Annotated in this window: 20 protein-coding genes; 11 read left to right on the forward strand and 9 right to left on the reverse strand. The window is 68.1% G+C overall.

The window, feature by feature from the left end; genetic code table 11:
• Nucleotides 1–41 precede the first annotated feature (41 nt).
• The gene (locus DL991_RS38315) at nucleotides 42–587 is read left to right on the forward strand and encodes a TetR/AcrR family transcriptional regulator (protein WP_125789226.1); all 546 of its coding nucleotides are present in this window, start codon (nucleotides 42–44) and stop codon (nucleotides 585–587) included.
• Between the two features lie 237 nt (nucleotides 588–824).
• Here the strand turns inward: DL991_RS38315 and DL991_RS38320 are convergent, their stop codons facing one another.
• The 3 genes from DL991_RS38320 to DL991_RS38330 are packed head-to-tail and all read right to left on the reverse strand — an operon-like array spanning nucleotide 825 to nucleotide 3,528.
• Nucleotides 825–1,571 carry an ABC transporter permease gene (locus tag DL991_RS38320; RefSeq protein ID WP_125789227.1) on the reverse strand — a complete coding sequence of 249 codons (747 nt, stop codon included), beginning with the start codon at nucleotides 1,569–1,571 and terminating at the stop codon, nucleotides 825–827.
• Nucleotides 1,568–2,614: an acetylhydrolase gene (locus DL991_RS38325; RefSeq protein ID WP_233599246.1), complete on the reverse strand. Its 1,047-nt coding sequence runs from the start codon at nucleotides 2,612–2,614 to the stop codon at nucleotides 1,568–1,570. The genes DL991_RS38320 and DL991_RS38325 overlap by 4 nt, the downstream gene beginning before the upstream one ends.
• The gene (locus DL991_RS38330) at nucleotides 2,611–3,528 is read right to left on the reverse strand and encodes an ATP-binding cassette domain-containing protein (protein WP_125789228.1); all 918 of its coding nucleotides are present in this window, start codon (nucleotides 3,526–3,528) and stop codon (nucleotides 2,611–2,613) included. The genes DL991_RS38325 and DL991_RS38330 overlap by 4 nt, the downstream gene beginning before the upstream one ends.
• A 135-nt stretch (nucleotides 3,529–3,663) precedes the next feature.
• On the opposite strand from DL991_RS38330, the gene DL991_RS38335 reads away from it, so the two are divergent.
• On the forward strand, nucleotides 3,664–4,452 hold the full coding sequence (locus DL991_RS38335; RefSeq protein WP_125789229.1) for an ion transporter: 789 nt from the start codon (nucleotides 3,664–3,666) through the stop codon (nucleotides 4,450–4,452).
• 4 nt (nucleotides 4,453–4,456) lie between these two features.
• Here DL991_RS38335 and hrpB read toward each other — a convergent pair whose 3' ends face one another.
• Both hrpB and DL991_RS38345 read right to left on the reverse strand, forming a co-directional pair.
• Nucleotides 4,457–6,847, reverse strand: coding sequence for an ATP-dependent helicase HrpB (hrpB, locus tag DL991_RS38340; protein ID WP_125789230.1), 2,391 nt, complete (start codon nucleotides 6,845–6,847; stop codon nucleotides 4,457–4,459).
• Nucleotides 6,844–7,671 (reverse strand): glutamate ABC transporter substrate-binding protein, encoded by an 828-nt coding sequence (locus tag DL991_RS38345; protein WP_125789231.1) that lies wholly within the window; start codon nucleotides 7,669–7,671, stop codon nucleotides 6,844–6,846. The genes hrpB and DL991_RS38345 overlap by 4 nt, the downstream gene beginning before the upstream one ends.
• A gap of 91 nt (nucleotides 7,672–7,762) precedes the next feature.
• On the opposite strand from DL991_RS38345, the gene DL991_RS38350 reads away from it, so the two are divergent.
• Nucleotides 7,763–8,251 (forward strand): MauE/DoxX family redox-associated membrane protein, encoded by a 489-nt coding sequence (locus DL991_RS38350; RefSeq protein WP_125789293.1) that lies wholly within the window; start codon nucleotides 7,763–7,765, stop codon nucleotides 8,249–8,251.
• A gap of 2 nt (nucleotides 8,252–8,253) precedes the next feature.
• Nucleotides 8,254–9,048, forward strand: a complete 795-nt coding sequence (locus DL991_RS38355) for a thioredoxin domain-containing protein (protein WP_125789232.1) — start codon at nucleotides 8,254–8,256, stop codon at nucleotides 9,046–9,048.
• Between the two features lie 166 nt (nucleotides 9,049–9,214).
• Here DL991_RS38355 and DL991_RS38360 read toward each other — a convergent pair whose 3' ends face one another.
• Nucleotides 9,215–10,099 carry a LysR family transcriptional regulator gene (locus DL991_RS38360; protein ID WP_125789233.1) on the reverse strand — a complete coding sequence of 295 codons (885 nt, stop codon included), beginning with the start codon at nucleotides 10,097–10,099 and terminating at the stop codon, nucleotides 9,215–9,217.
• Between the two features lie 131 nt (nucleotides 10,100–10,230).
• On the opposite strand from DL991_RS38360, the gene DL991_RS38365 reads away from it, so the two are divergent.
• Entirely contained in the window at nucleotides 10,231–11,046 is an 816-nt protein-coding gene (locus tag DL991_RS38365) for a ThuA domain-containing protein (RefSeq protein WP_125789234.1), read from the forward strand.
• Between the two features lie 70 nt (nucleotides 11,047–11,116).
• On the opposite strand, the gene DL991_RS38370 is transcribed toward DL991_RS38365, so the two are convergent.
• Nucleotides 11,117–11,824, reverse strand: coding sequence for an RraA family protein (locus DL991_RS38370; protein ID WP_125789235.1), 708 nt, complete (start codon nucleotides 11,822–11,824; stop codon nucleotides 11,117–11,119).
• Between the two features lie 9 nt (nucleotides 11,825–11,833).
• Nucleotides 11,834–12,031: a hypothetical protein gene (locus DL991_RS38375; protein ID WP_125789236.1), complete on the reverse strand. Its 198-nt coding sequence runs from the start codon at nucleotides 12,029–12,031 to the stop codon at nucleotides 11,834–11,836.
• Nucleotides 12,032–12,064: 33 nt separating this feature from the next.
• Here DL991_RS38375 and DL991_RS38380 point away from each other — a divergent pair, with 33 nt between their 5' ends.
• From DL991_RS38380 to DL991_RS38405, 6 genes are all read left to right on the forward strand, one after another.
• Nucleotides 12,065–13,297 carry a hypothetical protein gene (locus tag DL991_RS38380; protein ID WP_125789237.1) on the forward strand — a complete coding sequence of 411 codons (1,233 nt, stop codon included), beginning with the start codon at nucleotides 12,065–12,067 and terminating at the stop codon, nucleotides 13,295–13,297.
• Nucleotides 13,298–13,593: 296 nt separating this feature from the next.
• Nucleotides 13,594–14,787 carry a lipid-transfer protein gene (locus DL991_RS38385; protein ID WP_199749235.1) on the forward strand — a complete coding sequence of 398 codons (1,194 nt, stop codon included), beginning with the start codon at nucleotides 13,594–13,596 and terminating at the stop codon, nucleotides 14,785–14,787.
• A 20-nt stretch (nucleotides 14,788–14,807) separates the two neighbouring features.
• A complete protein-coding gene (locus DL991_RS38390) occupies nucleotides 14,808–15,239 on the forward strand; it encodes an SRPBCC family protein (RefSeq protein ID WP_125789239.1) in 432 nt (143 codons plus the stop codon).
• Nucleotides 15,236–16,081: a MaoC/PaaZ C-terminal domain-containing protein gene (locus DL991_RS38395; protein WP_125789240.1), complete on the forward strand. Its 846-nt coding sequence runs from the start codon at nucleotides 15,236–15,238 to the stop codon at nucleotides 16,079–16,081. The genes DL991_RS38390 and DL991_RS38395 overlap by 4 nt, the downstream gene beginning before the upstream one ends.
• 10 nt (nucleotides 16,082–16,091) lie before the next feature.
• On the forward strand, nucleotides 16,092–16,961 hold the full coding sequence (locus DL991_RS38400) for an SDR family oxidoreductase (RefSeq protein ID WP_125789241.1): 870 nt from the start codon (nucleotides 16,092–16,094) through the stop codon (nucleotides 16,959–16,961).
• Nucleotides 16,958–18,178, forward strand: coding sequence for an acyl-CoA dehydrogenase family protein (locus DL991_RS38405; protein WP_125789242.1), 1,221 nt, complete (start codon nucleotides 16,958–16,960; stop codon nucleotides 18,176–18,178). The genes DL991_RS38400 and DL991_RS38405 overlap by 4 nt, the downstream gene beginning before the upstream one ends.
• Nucleotides 18,179–18,348: 170 nt before the next feature.
• On the opposite strand, the gene DL991_RS38410 is transcribed toward DL991_RS38405, so the two are convergent.
• Complete coding sequence (locus DL991_RS38410; RefSeq protein ID WP_125789243.1) at nucleotides 18,349–20,835, reverse strand: DNA topoisomerase (ATP-hydrolyzing) subunit A; 2,487 nt, start codon at nucleotides 20,833–20,835, stop codon at nucleotides 18,349–18,351.
• Nucleotides 20,836–20,864 lie beyond the last annotated feature (29 nt).

A 20,864-nucleotide genomic window follows, 5' to 3' on the forward strand; every position in this document is an offset into this window, starting at 1 on the left:
CGACCTCCTCTACATCTGTAGAGTACTACTACACTTGTAGAGTGCGAAAGGCGATGATCGGGGACGCGGCCATCGAGGTGATCGCGGCCGAAGGGATGCGCGGGCTGACGCATCGCGCCGTCGACCGGTTCGCCGGGCTGCCGTCGGGCTCGACCTCGTATTACGCGCGGACGCGGGCGGCGCTGCTGGAGCTGGCGATCTCGCGAATGGTCGAACTCGACGACGTCACCCTCGATCCGCCGCCCGGACGGCTGGCCGAGTACGTGGCGGGGTTCGCCCACGCGGCGATCACGAACGGGCGGACGCGGATGCTCGCGCGATACGAATTCGCGCTGGAGGCGACGCGGCGGCCGGAGCTGCGCGAGGCCTACGACCGCGGGGGACTGGTCATCCGGCGGCGATGCGCCGAGGTGCTCGCCGGATGCGGATCGGCGGAGCCGGAGCGGCACGCGCGGGTGCTCGTCGCCTGGCTGGACGGGACGGTCTTCGACGCGCTGGCCGGGACCGGCTCGCTGCGGCCGCCCGGTCTGGAGGAGCTGACGCGGGGGGTGCGGGAGGTTTTGGCGGGGCTCGGGGTGGCGGGGTAGCGGGGGACCTTTGCTATCGCCGGGGCGCTGACCTGCTGTTTTGTGCGTTGGGGGAGCAAGGGACCTTTGCTCTCGCTTCTCTCGGCGGCCGGGGTGTGTGGATATAGGGACGTTGAGTGTCTCTATATCCCCACACCCTGTTCTTGGCGTAGCGGCGCTGACTGACCGTGTGGGTTTTGGGACATCTGACGTCCCAAAATCCACACGGTCATCTGCGGAAAGGTCCCTTGCTCTCCCTCAGGCGTCGCGGCGCCGCAGCACGGTGGAACCGGTGACGAGACCGGCCGCCGCCCACGCCGTACAGAGCGCGATGCCGACCCAAGGCGCGTAGGGCGAGACGCCCCCGAAGATCGGGTTCGGCTGGCCGGGGGTCACCATCGCGTTGACGCCCGCGAAGCCGGGGAAGTAGTTCACGATGTCTTCCCCGCCCAGCGAACCGGCGAACATCGGGATCATCACCAGCAGCACGAAAACGGTCACGATCGTCCCCGCCGTGCTCCGCAGCGCCGTCCCGAGGCCGAGGCAGAGCAGGCCCAGCAGCGCGAAGTAGCCGCCCATGCCCGCCGAGGTCGCGAGGACCTCGCCCACCGAGGAGTCCCGGTCGGGGATCAGCGGCGCCGAGATCGCCACGCCGGCGAGGGTGTTCAGGACGCCGTAGCCGAACAGCACCGGCAGCAGGACGGCCGATTTCGCGGCGAGGACCCGGTTCCGCACCGGGACCCACTGCAGGGTCGAGCGGATGCTGCCACTGGCGTACTCGCTCGTGACGAACAGCGTCGCCAGCGCGACCACGGCGAACTGCGTGAGGTAGAACGCCGCTCCGGCCACCACGGCGTGCGGAGCCATCGAGCTTTCGACACCGGAGTTCGCGGCCAGGCCCAGCGCGCCGGAATAGGCGAGCATCAGGAAAAGTCCGCTGATCAGGCACCACCAGGTGGACCGGACCGACCAGAACTTGGTCCATTCCGAAGAGATCGTGTTCATCGTGCGCTCCACTGCTTGAAGAAGCCGGTCAGCCGGTCGCGGAAGAAGTCCAGCGCCTTCCACGAATCGATCGAGCCGTACTGGTTCTCGATCTCGGTCGGCGGGAGGTGCGGCCGCAACCCCAGCTGGTCGACCAGGATCGCCGCGTCCGTCACCGACGAATGGCCGCTGTCCTCGAGCAGGTCCTGCTCCTTCGGCCCGGTGAGCCGCGGCCAGGTCTCGTTCCACGACGTGCGGTAGTACTTTTCGCCGGTCGGGCTGGTCAGCAGCAGGAACGGTCGGTCGAGAGAAACGGCACCGAAGAACGGGCCGTCGACGTTCACGCCCGCTTTGATCCGCCGGTCGGCCACCATCGCGGCGGCGGTCGCCGAACCTCCAGCCGAGTGACCGGCCATCCCGATCTTCGTAGCGTCGATCGACCAGCGACGGTCCTTCAGCAGGGTGTCGACGACGAACGACGTGTCGATCGCGCGGTTCGCGATCGCGGCGGGCCAAGGGTCGTTCGGTCGTGTACAAGCGACGCACTGGCGCAGTCCGTCGGGGAACTCCGTCGCCCAGGCTTCGTAGGCGTGGTCGATCCCGGCGACCACGAAACCTTGTGCGGCAAGGCGTTCCGCCACCGAGGTCAGCGTGATCCGGTTGTTGCCCGCGCCAGGCGAAAGCAGCACCAGCGGACGTCGTCCTGGCAGCGAAGGCGCGTTCTCCCTCGAGTGAACCCGGACCTTGCTCAGCGTGTCCGGCGGCGCGTCGATCTTCCGTCCGGCGACCGCCGCCGCCGACTCCGCATGCGTCATGTACAGCGGCGCCTTCCCGAGGGGGACGGCCGGGTACCAGACGTTGACCATCAGCTCGCGCCGCTTCTCGGGCACCCAAGGGTCGGCTCGCTGCTGGTCGGTGAGGTGCAGCGTGCGCAGCCCGATCGGGAGCGGGCCACCCGGCGCGGGCAGCGACAAAGCCGGGGCGGCCGGGGCGGCCGACGCGACCGCCGGTGCTCCCAGCAGGCCGGCGATCACTGCTACCGAGACCATGAGTGACTTCTTCATGCCGCGACTCCCGTTCCGTATTCGACCGACGATGCGGTCAGTTCCATGTATGCCTGTTCCAGTGACGCAGTCCGTTCGGCCAGTCCGTGCACGCGGATCCCGAGTTCGTGCACCGCGTCGCCGACGAGATGCACACCCATGTCGTGCACGATCAGTTCGTCCCGATCGGATTCCGTGGTCGCGCCGAGCGCGCGCAGTCGCTGTTCGAGGGTGCGCAGGTCGGCGGGAGCGGGCACCCGCACCGCGACCGACGTCTGCGAGTTGCCCGCGATGAATTCGTCGACCGGCGCGTCGGCGAGCAGTTTTCCCTTGCCGATGACGACCAGCCTGTCGGCGGTCAGCTGCATCTCGCTCATCAGATGGCTCGACACGAAAACCGTGCGGCCCTCTTCCGCGAGTGAGCGCATCAGCTGCCGCACCCAGCGGACGCCGTCGGGGTCGAGGCCGTTGACCGGTTCGTCGAACATCAGCACACCCGGGTCGCCCAGCAACGCGCCCGCGATCCCGAGCCGCTGCCCCATGCCGAGTGAGAACGTCCCGGCTCGTTTGCCCGCGACGTCGGTCAGGCCGACCGTCGCGAGCACCTCGTCCACCCGGCTCGCCGGGAGCCCGTTGCTGTGCGCCATGGCCAGGAGGTGCTTGCCCGCGCTCCGCCCCGGGTGCAGCGCCTTGGCTTCGAGCAGCGCGCCGACCTCGCGCAGTGGATACCGCAGGTCGGCGTATGTCTTGCCGCCGATCCGGACCTCACCCGCGCTCGGCGCGTCGAGGCCGAGCGTCATCCGCATGGTCGTCGACTTGCCCGCGCCGTTGGGACCGAGGAAACCGGTCACCTTGCCCGGCTCGACGGCGAACGTCAGCCCGTCGACCACCGTCTTCTCGCCATAGCGCTTCGTGAGTCCTCGAAGCGTGATCATCCGCGTCCTCCTTCGTGTCCCCGAATCCTCTGACGCGGGGGCACCCGAGGGCATTGCCCTGAAGTCATCGGCCATCCCTTACTTTCGACAGGTGCCGCTCGGCACGAGTCGCCGCGGAAAGGCACAATCGGCGCCATGACCACCCGCGAACAACGGCGCGTGAATCCGCTCGACCTGGTGATGCTCGTACTCGCCGTGTTCTCCGTCGGGTTGCTCGCCTACGTGACGTTCTTCCCTCATTCGGAGGAGACGGCGCATCGCGTCTTCGTCATCGACACCGTGGTGTGCGGGATCTTCGCGCTGGAATTCCTCTGGCGGTGGCGGCGCACCGGCTGGGAGAAGCGATTCCCGCTGCGCAACTGGTACGAGATCCTCGGCATGATCCCCATCGCGCATCCGGCGCTGCGCGGGTTCCGGCTGCTGCGGATCGTCGTGGTGCTGGTGCGGCTCGCCCGTACGGCGGACCGCGCGTTCGGGGAGCGGTTCACGCAGCGGCTGGTCGAACGGCTTTCGCGGCCGATCGTGCTGGCGATCAAGAAGCCGATCACGATCGCCGTGCTCGACGAGGTCGTGAAGGTACTGGAAACCGGGAACTATCCGCAGAACCTCGCGCGCTCACTCGGGGAGAACCAGTCGCTGCTGCGGGGGATCATCGCCGAGAAGCTCAAGAACGATCCGCAGGCGGGACGGCTTTCGAAGCTGCCGTTCCACGACGAGGTGGTGCGTTCGGTGATCGACACCGCGATGCGCGTGATCCTCGAGGTGCTGACCGATCCGCGGACCGACGAGTTCTTCGCGCACGTGGTGCGGGAGAACCGGGAGCAGATCCGGAGCGCGGTGCAGCTGGGGTTGAACGAGCGTGAGGACGACGAAGAGCTGGCGGCGCAACTGCCGACCCGGCCGCAGCACCAGCTGATGGACTGAGCGGTCAGGTCCCGCCGCGCCGCGCGGTGCGACGGGTGGGCGCGGCGGTCATCGGGTCTTCGGGCCAGGGATGCTTCGGATAGCGGCCGCGGAGATCGGCACGCACTGCCGCGTAGCCGTTGCGCCAGAACGATTCCAGATCAGCCGTGACCGCGGCCGGCCGTCCGGCGGGTGACAGCAGGTGCAGTACGACGGGCACGCCCGCCAGCTCTGGCGTCGCGAGCCAGCCGAAGGTCTCCTGCAGTTTCACGGCCAGCACCGGCTGCTCACCCGAGTAGTCGACGCGGATCCGCGAACCCGACGGTACCTCCAGCCGGTCCGGCGCCAGTTCGTCCAAACGCGACGCTTCGGGCCAGGGCAGCAGTCCGCGCAGGGCGGCGCCCGCGTCCAGTGAAGCCAGATCCGACCGGCGGCGCGCCGTCCCGAGGTCGAGCCAGCTATCCAAAGTGGACAACAGTGTCGTCGAATCGACCGCGGGCCAAGGCGATCCCAGCACTCGATGCAGGAACGCCAGCCGTTCACGCAGTCGCCGGCCGTCCTCCGGCCATCGCAAGAGGCCGAGCCCTTCGGTGCGCAAGCCGTCCAGCAGTGCGGCGCGGATCGCGTCCGGCGCGGGCGAGCGCAACGGTTTCTCCGCGAGCACGATCGCTCCGAGCCGTCGCACCGAACGTGCCACGACGTCACCGGAAGACCAGTGCACTTCGTCCACAGAGGACACCAGATTCGGCGCCGCGCGGACGGCGAGGTCCTCGTCCGCGGGCGCGGCCAGCCGGATGACGCCCTGCGCGCGGCCGGGATCCCTGGTCGCTTCGGCCACCGCCAGCCATTCGACGTCGGCCAGTCCGCTGCCGCGCGGAAGTTCGGCCGCCGTCCCGCCTGCCATCAGGTACACCGGTGCCCCCGCGGAACGCCGTCGTGCGAGCCGCTCGGGATGGGCCAGCGCCACGACCAGCGCCGGATCGGAGGCCTTGCCGCCGTCGGGCACCAGCTTGGAAAGCCGCCGCACGTCACGCTTCCAGCGCTCGTCGCCGCGCACTCGCCGCAGTTCGGCTTCGAGGTCGGTCAGCGTGCCACCGCTGTCCAGCAGTGCGACGACTTCGGCCGCCGAACGCGCGTTGGTCCGCGCCGCGCCGTCCAGCAACGCCCTCGCGAGCCGCGGATGCAGGCCCAGCCCGGCCATTTTCCGGCCGCGTTCGGTCACCGTCCCGTCTTCCGCGGTCGCCCCGAGGGTGGTCAGCAACGCGCGACCGGCGGCCAGCGCGCCTTCGCCGGGCGGATCCCACCACGAGAGGGCGGAACCATCCGGAGTGGACCAGCACGCCAGCTCCAACGCGAACCGTGCCAGTTCGGCCGTCCGGATCTCGGGTTCGGGGTAGGCGGGCAGGGAACCTTGTTCGTGCGCCGCCCAGCACCGGTACGCACGGCCCGGCGCCTCGCGTCCGGCGCGGCCGGCGCGCTGCTCGGCGACCGCGGCCGAAACGCGGACCGTCGCCAGACCCGGCAGGCCGCGCCGATAATCGACACGGGGCACGCGCGACAGTCCGCAGTCCACCACCGCGCGCACGCCCGGAACGGTCAAGCTGGACTCGGCGACCGAAGTCGACAGCACCACCCGGCGGCGGGCGCGTTGGCGCAACGCGTCGTCCTGGCTCGCCGCCGAAAGCCGTCCGTGCAGGGGCAGCACATCGGCGTCCAGGCCGCTGAGCAGCCCGCTCACCCTGGCGATCTCGCCCGCGCCAGGCAGGAACGCGAGCACGTCACCGTCCCCTTCGGACAGTGCTTTGTGGATCACGCGGGCGACGGTCGCCTCGACCCGCTCGCCGCGCGCGGGCGGGGAGTACGAGACTTCGACCGGATAAGTCCTCGCGTGCGCGGTGATCACCGGCGCGTCCCCGAGCAGCGCGGCCAGCCGCCCGGAGGCCACGGTGGCGGACGTCGCGAGCAGGCGCAGGTCGTCCCGCAGTCCGGCGCGCACGTCGAGAAGCAACGCCAGCAACAGGTCCGCGTCGAGATGCCGCTCGTGGCATTCGTCGAGCAGGACGGTCGAAACCCCGCTCAGTTCGGGATCGCCCTGCACCCGCCGGACCAGCAACCCCGACGTCACCACTTCGATCCGGGTCGAAGACGACACCTTCCGGTCCCCGCGGACCGAATAGCCGACCGTCTCGCCGACCCGTTCGCCCAGCAGGGACGCCATCCGCGCCGCCGCGGCCCGCGCGGCCAGCCGCCTCGGCTCGGCGACGACCACCCGGCCTTCGCCGTTGTCCAGCGCGAGCGGTACCAAGGTGGTCTTGCCGGTGCCAGGGGGCGCGACGAGCACCGCGGTGCCGTGTGCGTCGAGAGCGGCTTCGAGTTCGGGCAGGACGGCGCGAACCGGCAGATCGGGAAGGGTCACTGCTCGGTGACCTGCGGCGGAGGCGGGATCCGGTAACCGGACGGGCCGATGTTGCGGTTCAGCGATGCGAGCCACTCCCCGGACGAGATCATCTTCTGGATGGCCCTGGCCACCGCGGCCCGGCCCTCGGTGTCGTCCTTGCGCAGGCCGACACCGTATTTCTCCTTCGAGAACGGCTTGCCGACGACCCGCAGCAACTCCGGGTTCTGCGCCACGTAACCGGCCAGGATGACGTCGTCGGTGGTCACCGCGTCCACCTGTCCCGCGAGCAACGCCGTGACGCAGTCCTGATAGCGCGGGTACTCGACGAGCTGGACGGCTTGGGCGAACTTGTCGCGCACCTGCTCGGCCGAGGTGGTGCCGCCCACGGCGCACAGCTTGCGGCCGTTGAGGTTCTCGGGGCCGGTGATGTCGGTCGACCGGAGGCGGACGAGCAGATCCTGGCCGGTGTCGAAATAGGGCCCGGCGAAGGCGACCATCTGTTTGCGTTTCTCGGTGATCGAGTAGCTCGCCACCATCAGATCCGTGGTCCCGGAAGTAATGTCCGTCTCGCGGGACGAGGGCTTGCTGTCGTGCCAGGTGATGTGATCCTCGTCGACACCCAGTTCACTCGCGACGTACTTCGCCACATCGACGTCGAAGCCGACGTACCGGCCGTCGATCGTCCGTTTGGAGAGTCCCGGCTGGTCGAAGCGGATGCCGATGGTGAGTTCGCCGGACCCGACGGCGCGTACGACGAGGGAATCCGACGGACCGGTCTCAGTGGAACAGGCCGCCATTGTGACCAGCATCAAGCAGGCCACCAGCAGGCCGCGTCCCCTCATCGGGTGCCTCCGTCCGCCGCCTCACGTTGTTCTCAGGGTCGACGGTTAGCCTAGGCCCGTGCGTAGACCGCCCCAAGTCGTACTCGACGCCGTGGGCACACTCGCCCGGCTCGGACTGGCCGCCGTCTGGTTGGTTTCCGGAGCGCTGAAGATCAGCGATCCGGGACAGACCTACATCGCGGTCCAGGCTTTCGATGTCCTGCCGGACGGGCTCGTCCGCCCGGTCGCGATCGGGATGCCGCTCGTCGAACTGGCGCTCGGCCTGTTCCTGCTCGCCGGGTTCGTGACCCGGTGGGTGTCGGTGCTGTCGGTGCTGATGCTCGCGGTGCTCATCGCCGCGATCGCCCAATCCTGGGCGCGCGGGCTGAGCATCGATTGCGGCTGCTTCGGCGGTGGCGGTCAGATCGCCGCGGATCAGACGAGGTATCCGCAGGAGATCGCCAGGGACCTCGGGTTCGCGCTACTGGGTGTCTGGCTGATCGTGCGGCCGCGGACCTGGCTGTCCGTGGACGGCTGGCTCGGGAACTCTCGCGCCCCCGCGGACGACGACTATGTGGGTATCGCTGAAGGGAACGAATAATCGTGGGTGGAGCTGAGCGCAACGCTCGGAAACGCAAGCAGCAGCAGACGGCGTCGCGCTCGGTGGCACAGGCCAGGGGCGTCGCCGGCGGCGACAAGAAGAAGGTCGTCGCGATCGCCGTCGCGGTGGTCGTGCTCGCCGCGCTGGTGATCGGTGGCGTGATCTGGACGACGTCCAGCAAGGACAGCACCGAGGGCAAGGTGATCGGGGCACAGCCGACCGCCTCGGCGCCGGGTGTCGTGGAGAAGCGTGACGGGGCCGCCGTGGTCGTCGGCAAGCCCGACGCGAAGAAGACCATCGACATCTATGCAGACTTCCTTTGCCCGGTCTGCAAGCAGTTCGAAGAGTCGTTCAAGGGCCAGATCGAGGAGCAGGTGAACAACGGGACCCTGCAGGTCCGGTACCACATGCTGCCGATGCTCAACCAGCGTTCCGACCCGCCGGGCTACTCGCTGGACTCCGCCAACGCCTCGCTCGCCGCGGCCGACGCGGGCAAGTTCCTCGCCTTCCACGACGCGCTGTTCAAGGATCAGCCGGAGGAAGGCGGACGCGGGTTCGACAAGGCGCAGCTGATCAAGCTCGGCCAGGACGTCGGCATCACCGACCCGGCCTTCGCGATGGCGGTCAACGGTGGCGCCTACGAGCAGCAGATCCAGGACGCGTACAAGAAGATCTCGACGGATCCGGCGCTGCAGCAGGACTTCGGCAACGGGCCGGGCTTCGGCACGCCGACCGTGACGGCGAACGGACAGGTCGTGAAGCTCGAAGCGGACTGGGTGCAGAAGGTCGTCGGCTAGTTCTCGAAGTACATGAAGGCCCCCTTCCTTGCGCCTAGGTACAGGAAGGGGGCCTTCATGTACTTAGGGCGGGGCGCGGCGTGGGGTGCGCGGCCGGGCGATAGCAAAGGTCCCTTGCTCCCTTTCCGCAGGTCTCGCCGCAAGTAGATGACGAATTGCGGGGGAGTCAGGGGAGCGAAGCGGAGGCGACAGCCGCGAAGGCCTGTACGCGGGCTGTCTCGGCGGAGCGCGGCCAGACGAGGCCCCACTCGACGTCGGGCGAACCGGCGAAGGGTACGAAGCGGATTCGCGGGTGGCTGAAGTACTCCTGTGCGTGTGCGGCGAGCGGGCAGATGCCGGCGCCGGTGGCGATCGCGGCGAGCAGTTCCTGAAACGTCGCGAAGGGCTTGCCTCGCGTCACGGGGTGACCGGCCGGTGTCAGCCACTGGCGTGGCTCTTCGATCCAGTACGGCTCCGGAGGATGCGCCGCACGAAGGACGGTGTCGCGGGCTAGGTCGTCGAGGGTGACTGATTTCCGTCGCGCGAAAGGATGTTTCGAGGACACCGCGAGCACCATCGGTTCGGTGTACACGGCCGGTCCGGTCGTCAGTTCGGGTTCGTCGGCCGGGAGCAGCGTCACCAGCGCGTCGATCTCACCCGAGCGCAGCATCGCGACCGGGTCGGCGAAATCGGCCTCACGGATGAGCAGTTCCGTGTCCGGGTGGCGCTGCCGGAAGCGGGCCAGCAGGTCTTCGATCAGATCGGCGACGCCGGGTGCCTCGAAGCCCAGCCGCAGTACGCCGCCGATCCCGCGCCCGGCCGCGACGGCGCGGTCGATGCCTTCGTGCAGCGCGCGGTAGGCGGGGCCGAGGTCGTCCCGCAACCGTTCGCCGATCGGCGTGAGCCGGACCCGCCTGCTGGTGCGGGCGAACAGTGGTGCGCCGATCCGGCGTTCCACCTGTTTGATCGTCTGGCTCACCCGTGCCTGCGAGACGTGCAGGTGTTCCGCGGTGCGGCCGAAATGCAGTTCGTCGGCCAGCGCCAGGAAGATCTCGATATCCCGCAGTTCCATAATCTCCAGGTTATCGATAGTGGCCGGTGCCGGTCAGCGGGAACCGTCTTTGTCGCAGGTCTAGACCATCGCTGCCGTGTCATGTGTTAATTCAAGCAATGAATTTACGCACTCGGCATGGGTGGTGAGGTATGACGAAATTCGTGGTCCGGCTCGCTCTGCTGTTCGTTTCGTGTCTCGCGTTGGCGTTGGCGCCGGTTTCGGCACAGGCGGCGCCCGCGTTCAAGGTGCTGGCCTTCTACAACGGGACCTACGACGCGGCGCACATCAGCTTCGTCAAGGAAGCCAACCAGTGGTTCCCGAAAACCGCTTCACAGAACAACTTCGACTACACCGCGACCAATGACTGGAACCGGCTGAACTCGCTGCAACCCTCGCAGTACCAGGTCGTGCTGTTCCTGGACGACCTGCCGCAGACCTCGTCGCAGCGCGCGGGCTTCGAGCGCTACATGAAGGCCGGCGGCGCGTTCTTCGGTTTCCACGTGGCGGCGTTCACCACGAATCCGTCCGGCTGGGACTGGTACCACAACAGGTTCCTTGGCACGGGGGCGTTCAAGTCCAACACCTGGGGGCCGACGACGGCGACGCTGAAGGTGGAGAACCGGCCGCATCCCTCGACCACGCGGCTGCCCGCGACGTTCACCTCGTCGGTGAGCGAGTGGTACGCCTGGAACAGTGACCTGCGCAGGAACCAGGACATCCGGATCCTCGCGTCGGTGGACCCGGTGAGCTTCCCGCTCGGGACCGATCCGAACCAGTCCTGGTACAGCGGGTACTACCCGATCCTCTGGACCAACACCAAGTACAAGATGCTCTACGCCAACTTCGGGCACAACAAGATGAACTACGAGACGAATCAGCCGCTTTCGTCGACCTTCGCCAGTGAGGTGCAGAACCGCTTCGTCGTCGACGGCCTGCTGTGGCTCGGCGGCGTGAAGGCCTCCTGACTGGGGTGCCGAGGGCCTGACAAGGCGCGTTTTCGCTGGTCAGGCCCTCGGTGATAGCAAAGGTCCCTTGCTACTCCTCGATGGCGCCGCCCACCGCGCGCAGGTGCTCCCGGAACGTCAGCGAAGGCGACTTCGCGCGCTCCGCGAGGAAGTCGGCGAAGCGCACCTGCTCGCGAAGGGACTCTCCGGCGCGGATCCGGTCGGCCTGGAGCCGTTCGGTGTCGCGGATGGCCTCGGCGCGGTCCAGGACCTCGTCCGCCCGGTCAGCAGGGATGAACAGGACGCCGTCCTCGTCGCCGAACACGAGATCTTCCCGCGTCACCGTCCAGTCCCCGACGACGGCCGAGTCGAGCGCGCCGTCCGGGCGGGCGGAGACCGAGAGCGGACCGGTTGGGATCGAGCCGAGGCTGAACACCGGCAGCCCGATCTTCTTGATGTCGGCGGTGTCGCGGTGCAGTCCCCAGATGACGACGCCGCTCAACCCGGCCGCTTCCGCTTCGAGAACCGCGAGGTCCCCGACGCAGCTCTCGTCGAGCCTGCCACCGTTGTCGACGACGAGGACGTCGCCGGGGTTCGCGGTTTCGTACGCCTCCAGGAAGACGTCGACGCTGCCGACGTGCCGGGCGGGGGTGACCCGCCCGGCCACGCGTCCGCCGGGTACGACCGAGTGCGTGCCGACGGGCGCGCATCGAACCGGGACGCCGGCGCGGACGCAGCCATCGGTCAGATGCGCGGTGGTCAGCTGGGAGAACCGCTGCCGAAGCTCCTCGGGATCCATATCCCGACTTTAGCCACGGCGCCACACCACGGGAGTGTTGTCGTGGCCGCAGCCCTGCAGCGCTCCCGCGATCTTGCCGAAGGCGCCGGTGTTGACGACTGTCGCCAGGTCGAGCATCGCGTCGATCCCGCTCTCGTTGCCGACGAATAGCCTCCGCGCTCGGGAGGGGCTCTGATAACCCGGTTTCCTGCCAGACTGGTTCCTCACGGTGAGGAACCAGTCGACGGGGAGGTCGTGCGGGTGAACGCGGACGAGGACGCGAGGCGGCCGGCGTGGCTGCTCGACCAGCTGATCAACGCCGCCCGGTCACCGAGCACAGCGTCCTTCCGAGAGACACGCGAAAGGCTTCTGGTGGAGACGGCGAAGTTCGTGGCCACCGTGTCCCCTGAGCACAGCGAACAGTTCGCCAGGTCGAACGGGCGCGATTCACTGCTGGCGACGATGGCCGCCCGGCTCGCGGTCACCGATCCCGCCCGTTCCGAGCGGCTGCTCGGCGGCATCGGCCCGCTCTGGGACCGGTGGACGCTGGTGGCGATGGCCGAACTGGCGGTCGCGGTGGCACCCTCAGACCCCCGCCGGGCCAAGAAGCTGCTCAACGAAGCGGCATCTCGTGCCCACCAGGCCTCGTCCGCGGCATCGCAAGCACTGGCGGACATGGCGACAGTGGTGGCGCCCAGCGACCCTCGCCGCGCGACGCGCCTGATCGAGTCCGCTGCCAGGGTGGGCGAGGAGAACCGTCAAGTGGGTGTCCACTACGCGGCGATGGCCGCGACCGCGCTCGATCTCCGACTGGCCGAACGGATCGCCACCTCGGCGGGCCCTCGGCGGCATGGTCGCCTCCTGGCCGAGGTGGCGAGGGCGGCCGCGGCGACCGATCCCGATCGCGCCGTGAGAATCGCCCGTTCGTTCAAGGAACCGGCCGAGCTCGCACCCCTGCTGGCCGATATAGCGGCGAAGATGGCCTCTCGCACGGGGTCCCGTGCCGACAGTCTGATCTCCGAAGCCGATCAGCTGGCACGGCGGATCATGGACCAGCACGACCACACCGTGGCGATGACGTCCGTGATCAAGGCCCTCGCCACGCGCGATCCCGACCGGGCGGTGGAACGGGCCAAGGCGATCGCGAAGGAGATCGGAAGCCCGTGGCCGACAGGTGTCGTGGCGGGCGCCATCGGCGCCGTACAACCCGAGCGCGCCGAACGCATCGCGAAGTCCATCGAGAACGACCTCGAACGGACCGCAGCCCTGGCGGCGGCTGCCGAGGCCATGGCGGCAGTGGATCCTGAACGCGCGGAACGGCTCTGCGAATCCCTTCCTGACACCTACTTCGCGCTTCAAGAAGCCTTGGCGCACACGGCGATCGCCATGGTCCCCGCTGACATCGACCGGGCGGAAGAGCTCGCGCTGTCGGTCACCCACCCCCACCACCGAGCCGAGGCCCTGCTCGAAGTACTGAAGGTGGTGACCGCCTGAGGTCAGCAGAACTGCTCGACCACCACCGCCGCGCCAGCCAAACGCACCGCGCCGACCCCCCGACGCGCCGTCAGCCATGCCGACCAGCGCCTGCCAGGACCAAGCTCGTACGTTTCATCGAATCCCCTGAGTTGTGTTCGTCCTGGTTAACGGGGGTGTAAGCCGCCTGTTTGAGTCACCTGACACGCAACGTGCCGTAAGTAACATCCGTTCAGACCTGTATGTAAGGGTTGATAAATACAGTCCTGTCTGTATCTTCAGTGGCAGCAGCGACCCGGCAACGGACAAGGAGCGTCGTGGTGGCCAACAAGGTGTACGTCGTCGGCGTGGGCATGACGAAGTTCGAGAAGCCCGGACGTCGTGAGGACTGGGATTACCCGCAGATGGCCAAGGAATCCGGGACCAAGGCGCTCGAAGACGCCGGGATCTCCTTCGACGAGGTGCGGCAGGCCTACGTCGGCTACGTCTACGGAGAGTCGACCTCGGGACAGCGGGCGGTCTATGAACTGGGCATGACCGGGATCCCGGTCGTCAACGTCAACAACAACTGCTCGACCGGGTCGACCGCGCTGTACCTCGCCGCGGAAGCAATCCGGGGCGGCCGCGCGGACTGCGCGCTCGCGCTGGGTTTCGAGAAGATGCAGCCGGGATCGCTCGGCTCCACCTACGACGACCGCGAGCAGCCGATGGGCAGGCACCTCCAGGCGCTCGCGGAGATCTCCGAGGTGCTCTTCCCGCCGGCGCCGTGGATGTTCGGCGCGGCCGGCCGGGAGCACATGAAGACCTACGGCACCACCGCCGAGCATTTCGCCAAGATCGGCGAGAAGAACCACCGGCACTCGGTGAACAACCCGTACGCGCAGTTCCAGGAAAGCTATTCGCTGCAGGACATCCTCGACTCGCGGATGATCTACGACCCGCTCACCAAACTCCAGTGCTCGCCGACCTCGGACGGTTCCGGCGCGGCGATCCTCGCCAGCGAGTCCTTTGTGGACTCGCATGGGCTGGCGGAGCAGGCCGTCGAGATCGTCGGGCAGGCGATGACCACCGACTTCGCCAGCACCTTCGACGGTACCGCGAAGAACATCATCGGCTACGACATGAACGTCCAGGCCGCCCGCCAGGTGTACGACCAGGCCGGGCTCGGCGCCGAAGACTTCCAGGTCATCGAACTGCACGACTGCTTCTCCGCCAACGAACTCCTGCTCTACGAAGCGCTGGGACTCTGCGCCGAAGGGGAAGCCGGGAAGCTCGTCGACTCCGGGGACACCACCTATGGCGGCAAGTGGGTCGTCAACCCGTCGGGCGGGCTGATCTCCAAGGGGCACCCGCTCGGCGCCACCGGTCTCGCGCAATGCGCCGAACTGACCTGGCAGCTGCGTGGAACCGCGGACAAACGCCAGGTCGACGGCGTCCAGGCCGCGCTGCAGCACAACATCGGACTCGGTGGCGCCGCCGTCGTCACCGCCTACCAGCGCGCCGAGCGCTGATCCCACCGAAAGGACGAACCATGGGCAAGATCAGTGCCTCCGTCGAACTCCCCGCCGCCCCCGACAAGGTGTGGGCGGAGTTCTCCAACCCCAACAACTTCGAGAAGTGGCTGACCATCCACACCAAGTGGAAGGGCGAGGTCCCGGCCGAATTCTCCAAGGGGGCGCAGGCTTCCGAGGTCGTCACGATGCTCGGGATGCCGAACACGATCACCTGGACGGTCGACGAGTTCGAGGCGCCGTCGAAGCTGGCGATCTCCGGCACCGGGATGGCCGGGGTGAAGGTCAAGTTCGAGCTGACCGTGGCGGCGTCCGGCGAGGGATCGCTCGCCAGCATCAACGCGGAGTTCGCCGGCCAGATGATCGTCGGCGCGCTCGGCAAGGCCGTCGAGAAGGACGGCAAGAAGAACCTCGACGCCTCCCTCGAGAACTTCAAGGCGCTGGTCGCGTGACCGACGAGCGATTCGATCCCGACGGCCTCGGCAAGTGGACCGAGGAGTCCCGGTTCGAGGTGACCCGCGAGCGGCTGATCGAGTACGCGAAGGCCACCAACGACCCGATCCCGGCGCATCTCGCCGGGGACGTCGCGAGCCCCGTGTTCGCGATCGTGCCGGTGTTCGAGTCGCTGATGGAACCCGCGCTCGAGGTCGTCCCGGTCGGGCTGTTCGGCCGGATCGTGCACGGGGAACAGGAATTCCGGTTCCACCGGCCGATCCGCCCCGGCGACAAGCTCGTTTCGCGGGCGCGGATGACGGGCTACGAAGGCTTGTCGAACGGCACGCGCGGCACCATCCACCTCGAATGCCGCACTGAAGACGACGACCTGGTCAACGAGCAGTACGTGACCTTGTTCGTGCGCGGGTTCGACACCGGTGAGACGCGGGGCGAACTCGGGCCGGAGCACAAGTTCGACGAAGGCCTGCGTTCGCGGGCACCGGTGGCGAAGGTGAACCAGCACGTCGACGACGACCAGACGTACCGGTACGCGCCCGCCGCAGGCGACCCCATGCCCATCCATCTCGACGAAGAGGTCGCGAAGGATTCGGGACTGCCGGGGATCATCGCGCACGGCCTGTGCACCATGGCGTTCACCTCGTGGGCGCTGCTGACCGAGGTCGCCGGGTCCGATGTGGACAGACTGAAACGGTTCGCCGTGCGGTTCGCCAAACCGGTGCTGCCCGGGCAAGACCTGACCACGTCCATCTGGAGCGCGGGTGGCGGGAGCTACGCGTTCGAAACCACCGTCGGCGAAACCGTCGTGATCAAAGACGGCCTCGCGGAATTCGCGGAGTAGGAGCAAAGCCATGGGAGCACTTGACGGGCGGGTCGCCGTCATCACCGGCGCCGGCCGGGGGATCGGCCGCGAGCACGCGCTGCTGTTCGCACGGGAGGGCGCGAGCGTCGTGGTCAACGACCTCGGCGGGGCGAACGACGGCAGCGGGGCCGACACCGGCCCGGCACAGGAGGTCGTCGACGAGATCCGCGCGGCGGGCGGCAAGGCCGTGGCGAACACGGCCAACGTCGCCGACTGGGCGGGCGCCGAGGAACTGGTCGCGCAGGCGGTGGGCGAGTTCGGCAGGCTGGACGTCGTGGTGAACAACGCGGGCATCCTGCGCGACGCGTTCATCGCCGGACTGGAGGAGTCCCAATGGGATTCCGTGATCGCCGTGCATCTGAAGGGGCACGCGGCGGTGCTGCGGCACGCGGCCGCGTACTGGAAGTCGGCGAGCAAGGCCGGTGAGCGGGTGGCGGGCTCGGTGATCAACACCGCGTCGGCGTCCGGGGTCACGTTGCCGAACGCCGGACAAGCGAACTACGGCGCGGCGAAGGCGGGCATCGCCGCGCTGACGCTGGTCGCCGCCGAGGAACTGGAACGCTACGGCGTGCGGGTCAACGCGATCGCCCCGATCGCGCGCACGCGGCTCACCCTGGCGACGCCGGGCATGGGCGCGATCTTCGCGCAGGAAGTGGAAGAAGGGGAGTTCGACGCGTTCTCCCCGGCCAACATCTCGCCGCTGGTTGCCTATCTCGCGACCGAGAAGTGCCCGCTCACCGGCAAGGTGTTCGCGGTGCAGGGCGGCGCGATCTCCGAACTCGCGGGCTGGCACGACGTCAAGGTGATCGAAACCGAGACCGCCTGGGAGATCGACGACATCGCCGCGAGGCTGCCATGATCGAGTGGTCCGAGACCGAGCTGCTGATCAGGGACACCATCCGGGAGTTCATCGACAAGGAGATCCGGCCGCACCTCGACGCGCTGGAAAGCGGGACACTGCCGCCGTACGACATCATCAGGAAGATGTTCGCGTCCTTCGGCATCGACGCGCTCGCGCGGGAATCGGTGACGAAACTGCTGGCGAAATCGCCCGGGTCCGGTTCAGGTGGCGGCGGGCTCGCGTTCGGCGGGCAGGAGGCGATGGCGCTCATCGCGGTGAGCGAACTGGCCGGGGTCAGCCTCGGCATCGTCGCTTCGCTCGGCGTGAGCATCGGGCTGACCGCGCAGACGATCCTGACCAAGGGCACGCAGGCGCAGAAGGAACGCTGGCTGCCTTCTCTTGTCACCTTCGAGAAGGTCGGCGCGTGGGCGATCACCGAACCCGATTCCGGCTCGGACGCTTTCGGCGGGATGAAGACGTCGGTGCGGCGCGAAGGTGACGAATATGTCCTCAATGGACAGAAGACGTTCATCACCAACGGCCCGTACGCCGACACGATCATCGTGTACGCGAAGCTCGACGACGGCGACGGTACCGCCGTCCGCGACCGCAAGGTGCTGACGTTCGTGCTGGACAAGGGTATGCCCGGGCTCACGCAGGGCAAGCCGTTCAAGAAGATGGGCATGATGTCGTCACCGACCGGCGAGCTGTTCTTCAGCGACGTCCGGCTCGGGCGGGACAGGCTGCTCGGCGAATCCGAGACCGGCCGCGACGGCGACAGCAAGGCCGAGGTGAAGTCCGGGTTCGCCGTCGAGCGGATCGGGGTCGCGGCGCTGGCGCTCGGGATCATCAACGAATGCCACCGGCTCTGCGTGGACTACGCGAAGAACCGGAAGCTGTGGGGCCAGGAGATCGGGCGGTTCCAGCTGATCCAGCTCAAGCTGGCGAAGATGGAAGTCGCGCGGATCAACGTGCAGAACATGGTGTTCCAGCTGATCGAGACCCTGCGGGCGGGCAAGATGCCGACGCTGGCCGAGGCTTCCGCGATGAAGCTGTACTCGTCGGAGGCGGCCACCGAGGTCGCGATGGAGGCCGTGCAGCTGTTCGGCGGCAACGGGTACATGGCGGAGTACCGGGTGGAGCAGCTGGCGCGGGACGCGAAGTCGCTGATGATCTACGCGGGAAGCAACGAGATCCAGGTGACGCACATCGCGAAGGGTCTGCTGGGCCGCTGAGGGAGCAAGGGACCTTTGCTATCGCGTGGGTGAGACGGCCGGCGGACGTGCAATGAAGGGGCCTTTCATAGCAAAATTTGCTATGAAAGGCCCCTTCATTGCGCTTGCGCTGGGTGGGGAGCGCCGGGGGTGGCCGCAAGTAGGTGACTAATTGCGGCAGGGCGGCGGGGTCAGCTGCGTTCGATCAGGTGGCCGACGACCTCGGGGCCCGGGTGGGCGTGGCCGGAGCCATCGCGCCGGACGTCGGCCTCCGGCAGTTCCACCGGGTCACCGGTGCGCGACGCGCCGGCGGGACGCGGGCCGATCCAGCCCACCACCAGCCGCGTTTCGCCCTTGAGGAAACGTTGTGCCCGGACACCGGCGGTCGCCCGGCCCTTGGCCGGGTACTCGCTGAACGGGGTCACCTTCACGCTCGCGCCGGTCGCGGTGACGACCATCGGCTCGCCGTGTTCGGCGTCGTCGGTGCGGATCGCGCCGAAGAAGACCACTTCCGCTTCGCCGCGCACGGTGATCCCGGCCATGCCGCCGCCCTTGAGGCCCTGCGGCCGCACGAGCGAAGCCGGGTAGCGCAGCAGTGACGCTTCGGACGACAGGAACGCCAGCGTCTCGTCGCCGTCGGTGAGCCAGGTAGCGCCGACGACCTCATCGCCGTCCTTCAAGCTGATCACGTCGAACTCGTCCGAGCGGACCGGCCATTCCGGCGCGCACACCTTCACGACGCCGAGTTTGGTGCCGAGCGCGAGACCAGGGGAGCCTGCCGCCTGATCGCCGAGTGGCGCCAAGCCGATGACGCGCTCGCCCTTCTCCAACGGCACCAGTTCCTTCGCGGCCATCCCGCCGCGAAGCGAAACGGTGCCCGCCTGCTCGGGCAGCACCGGCAGCGGCAGCACGTCGGTCTTGAACGCGCGGCCGCGGTTGGTCACCAGCAGCACCTGACCGCGTGCGGTCGAATGGACCACCGCGGACACCGAGTCGTGTTTGACGCGGCCGTTGCGGCGCCGCACTTCCGACGCCTCCTCCGATTCCGCCGCCGTCCGCGCGACCAGCCCGGTGGCCGACAGGATCACCTGGCACGGATCGTCGGCGACCTCCAGCGGACCGGACGGCTTCGACGCGGCGAGGACCTCCTTGAGGTCACCGTCGATCAGCGCGGTGCGGCGTTCGGTGGGGGAGTCCTTGGCGACCTTGGCCAGCTCGGCCGAGACGACCTTCTTCAGCACCGACTCGTCGTCGAGGATCTTCGACAGTTCGGCGATCTCCTCGCGCAGCTTGTCCTGCTCCGCCTCGAGTTCGATCCGGTCGTACTTCGTGAGCCGCCGCAGCGGGGTGTCCAGGATGTAGGTCGCCTGGATCTCCGAGAGCTTGAACCGCTTCATCAGGCCGTCCTTCGCGGCCGCGGCGTTGTCGCTGTCGCGGATCAGCTTGATCACCTTGTCGATGTCGAGCAGGGCGATCAGCAGACCGTCGACCAGGTGCAGGCGCTCCTCGCGCTTGCGGCGCCGGTAGCGCGTGCGGCGGGTGACGACCTCGTAGCGGTGGCTGAGGAAGACCTCCAGCAACGCCTTGAGCCCCAGCGTCTGCGGCTGCCCGTCCACCAGGACGAGATTGTTGATGCCGAAGGACTGCTCCAGCGGCGTCAGGCGGTACAGGTCCGCCAGCAGGGCCTGCGGGTTCACGCCGACCTTGCATTCGACGACCAGCCGCGTGCCGTTCTCGCGGTCGGTGAGGTCCTTGACGTCGGCGATGCCGGTGAGCCGCTTGGACTTGTTGACCTCGTCGGTGATCTTCTCGATCACCTTCTCCGGGCCGACGCCGTACGGCAGCTCGGTGACGGTGATCGCCTGACGGCCGCGGCTGCCCTCGAGCGGACCGGTTTCAGCGCTGGCGCGCATGCGCACGACACCACGGCCGGTCTCGTAGGCGCGGCGGACCTCGTCGAGTCCCAGCAGCGAGCCGCCGGTCGGCAGGTCCGGGCCGGGGATGAACTCCATCAGCTTGTCGAGAGTGGCGTTCGGATGGTTGATCAGCCACCGCGCCGCGCCGATGACCTCGGTCAAGTTGTGCGGGATCATGTTGGTCGCCATCCCGACCGCGATCCCGGACGTGCCGTTGACCAGCAGGTTCGGGAACGCCGCGGGCAGTACGGACGGCTCTTCGAGCGAACCGTCGTAGTTCGGCCGGAAGTCGACGGTGTCCTCGCCGAGTTCGCCGACCAGCAGCATCGCTTCGGGGGACAGCCGCGCCTCGGTGTACCGCGAGGCGGCCGGGCCGTCGTCGGGGGAGCCGAAGTTGCCGTGCCCGTCGACCAGCGGGACGTTGAGTGAGAAGTCCTGCGCGAGGCGGACCATGGCATCGTAGATCGCCGTGTCGCCGTGCGGGTGGTACTTGCCCATCACGTCGCCGACCACGCGGGACGACTTCACGTACGCGTGCGTCGGCCGGTAGCCGTTCTCGTTCATCGAGTACATGATCCGGCGGTGTACCGGTTTCAGCCCGTCCCGCGCGTCCGGGAGCGCCCGCGAGTGGATGACCGAGTACGCGTACTCCAGGTACGAGTCCTCGATCTCCGTCTTCAGCGGGTTGTCGAAGACGTTCGCACCGGGCCTGTCGAACGCGGAGGGGTCGACCTTGGTGGTGGTGCCCTTACGGCGTGCCATTGCTCAAAGCTCCTTGAATAGCAACGAAA

The sequence above is a fragment of the Amycolatopsis sp. WAC 01375 genome, assembly GCF_003947325.1.
Classification (GTDB): Bacteria; Actinomycetota; Actinomycetes; order Mycobacteriales; family Pseudonocardiaceae; genus Amycolatopsis.

Coding starts and splice junctions, on each gene's coding strand:
- DL991_RS38320 (WP_125789227.1), bottom strand. CDS start 1,571: ATGAACACGATCTCTTCGGAATGGACCAAGTTCTGGTCGGTCCGGTCC.
- DL991_RS38325 (WP_233599246.1), bottom strand. CDS start 2,614: ATGAAGAAGTCACTCATGGTCTCGGTAGCAGTGATCGCCGGCCTGCTG.
- DL991_RS38330 (WP_125789228.1), bottom strand. CDS start 3,528: ATGATCACGCTTCGAGGACTCACGAAGCGCTATGGCGAGAAGACGGTG.
- DL991_RS38335 (WP_125789229.1), top strand. CDS start 3,664: ATGACCACCCGCGAACAACGGCGCGTGAATCCGCTCGACCTGGTGATG.
- DL991_RS38345 (WP_125789231.1), bottom strand. CDS start 7,671: ATGAGGGGACGCGGCCTGCTGGTGGCCTGCTTGATGCTGGTCACAATG.
- DL991_RS38360 (WP_125789233.1), bottom strand. CDS start 10,099: ATGGAACTGCGGGATATCGAGATCTTCCTGGCGCTGGCCGACGAACTG.
- DL991_RS38365 (WP_125789234.1), top strand. CDS start 10,231: ATGACGAAATTCGTGGTCCGGCTCGCTCTGCTGTTCGTTTCGTGTCTC.
- DL991_RS38370 (WP_125789235.1), bottom strand. CDS start 11,824: ATGGATCCCGAGGAGCTTCGGCAGCGGTTCTCCCAGCTGACCACCGCG.
- DL991_RS38390 (WP_125789239.1), top strand. CDS start 14,808: ATGGGCAAGATCAGTGCCTCCGTCGAACTCCCCGCCGCCCCCGACAAG.
- DL991_RS38400 (WP_125789241.1), top strand. CDS start 16,092: ATGGGAGCACTTGACGGGCGGGTCGCCGTCATCACCGGCGCCGGCCGG.
- DL991_RS38405 (WP_125789242.1), top strand. CDS start 16,958: ATGATCGAGTGGTCCGAGACCGAGCTGCTGATCAGGGACACCATCCGG.
- DL991_RS38410 (WP_125789243.1), bottom strand. CDS start 20,835: ATGGCACGCCGTAAGGGCACCACCACCAAGGTCGACCCCTCCGCGTTC.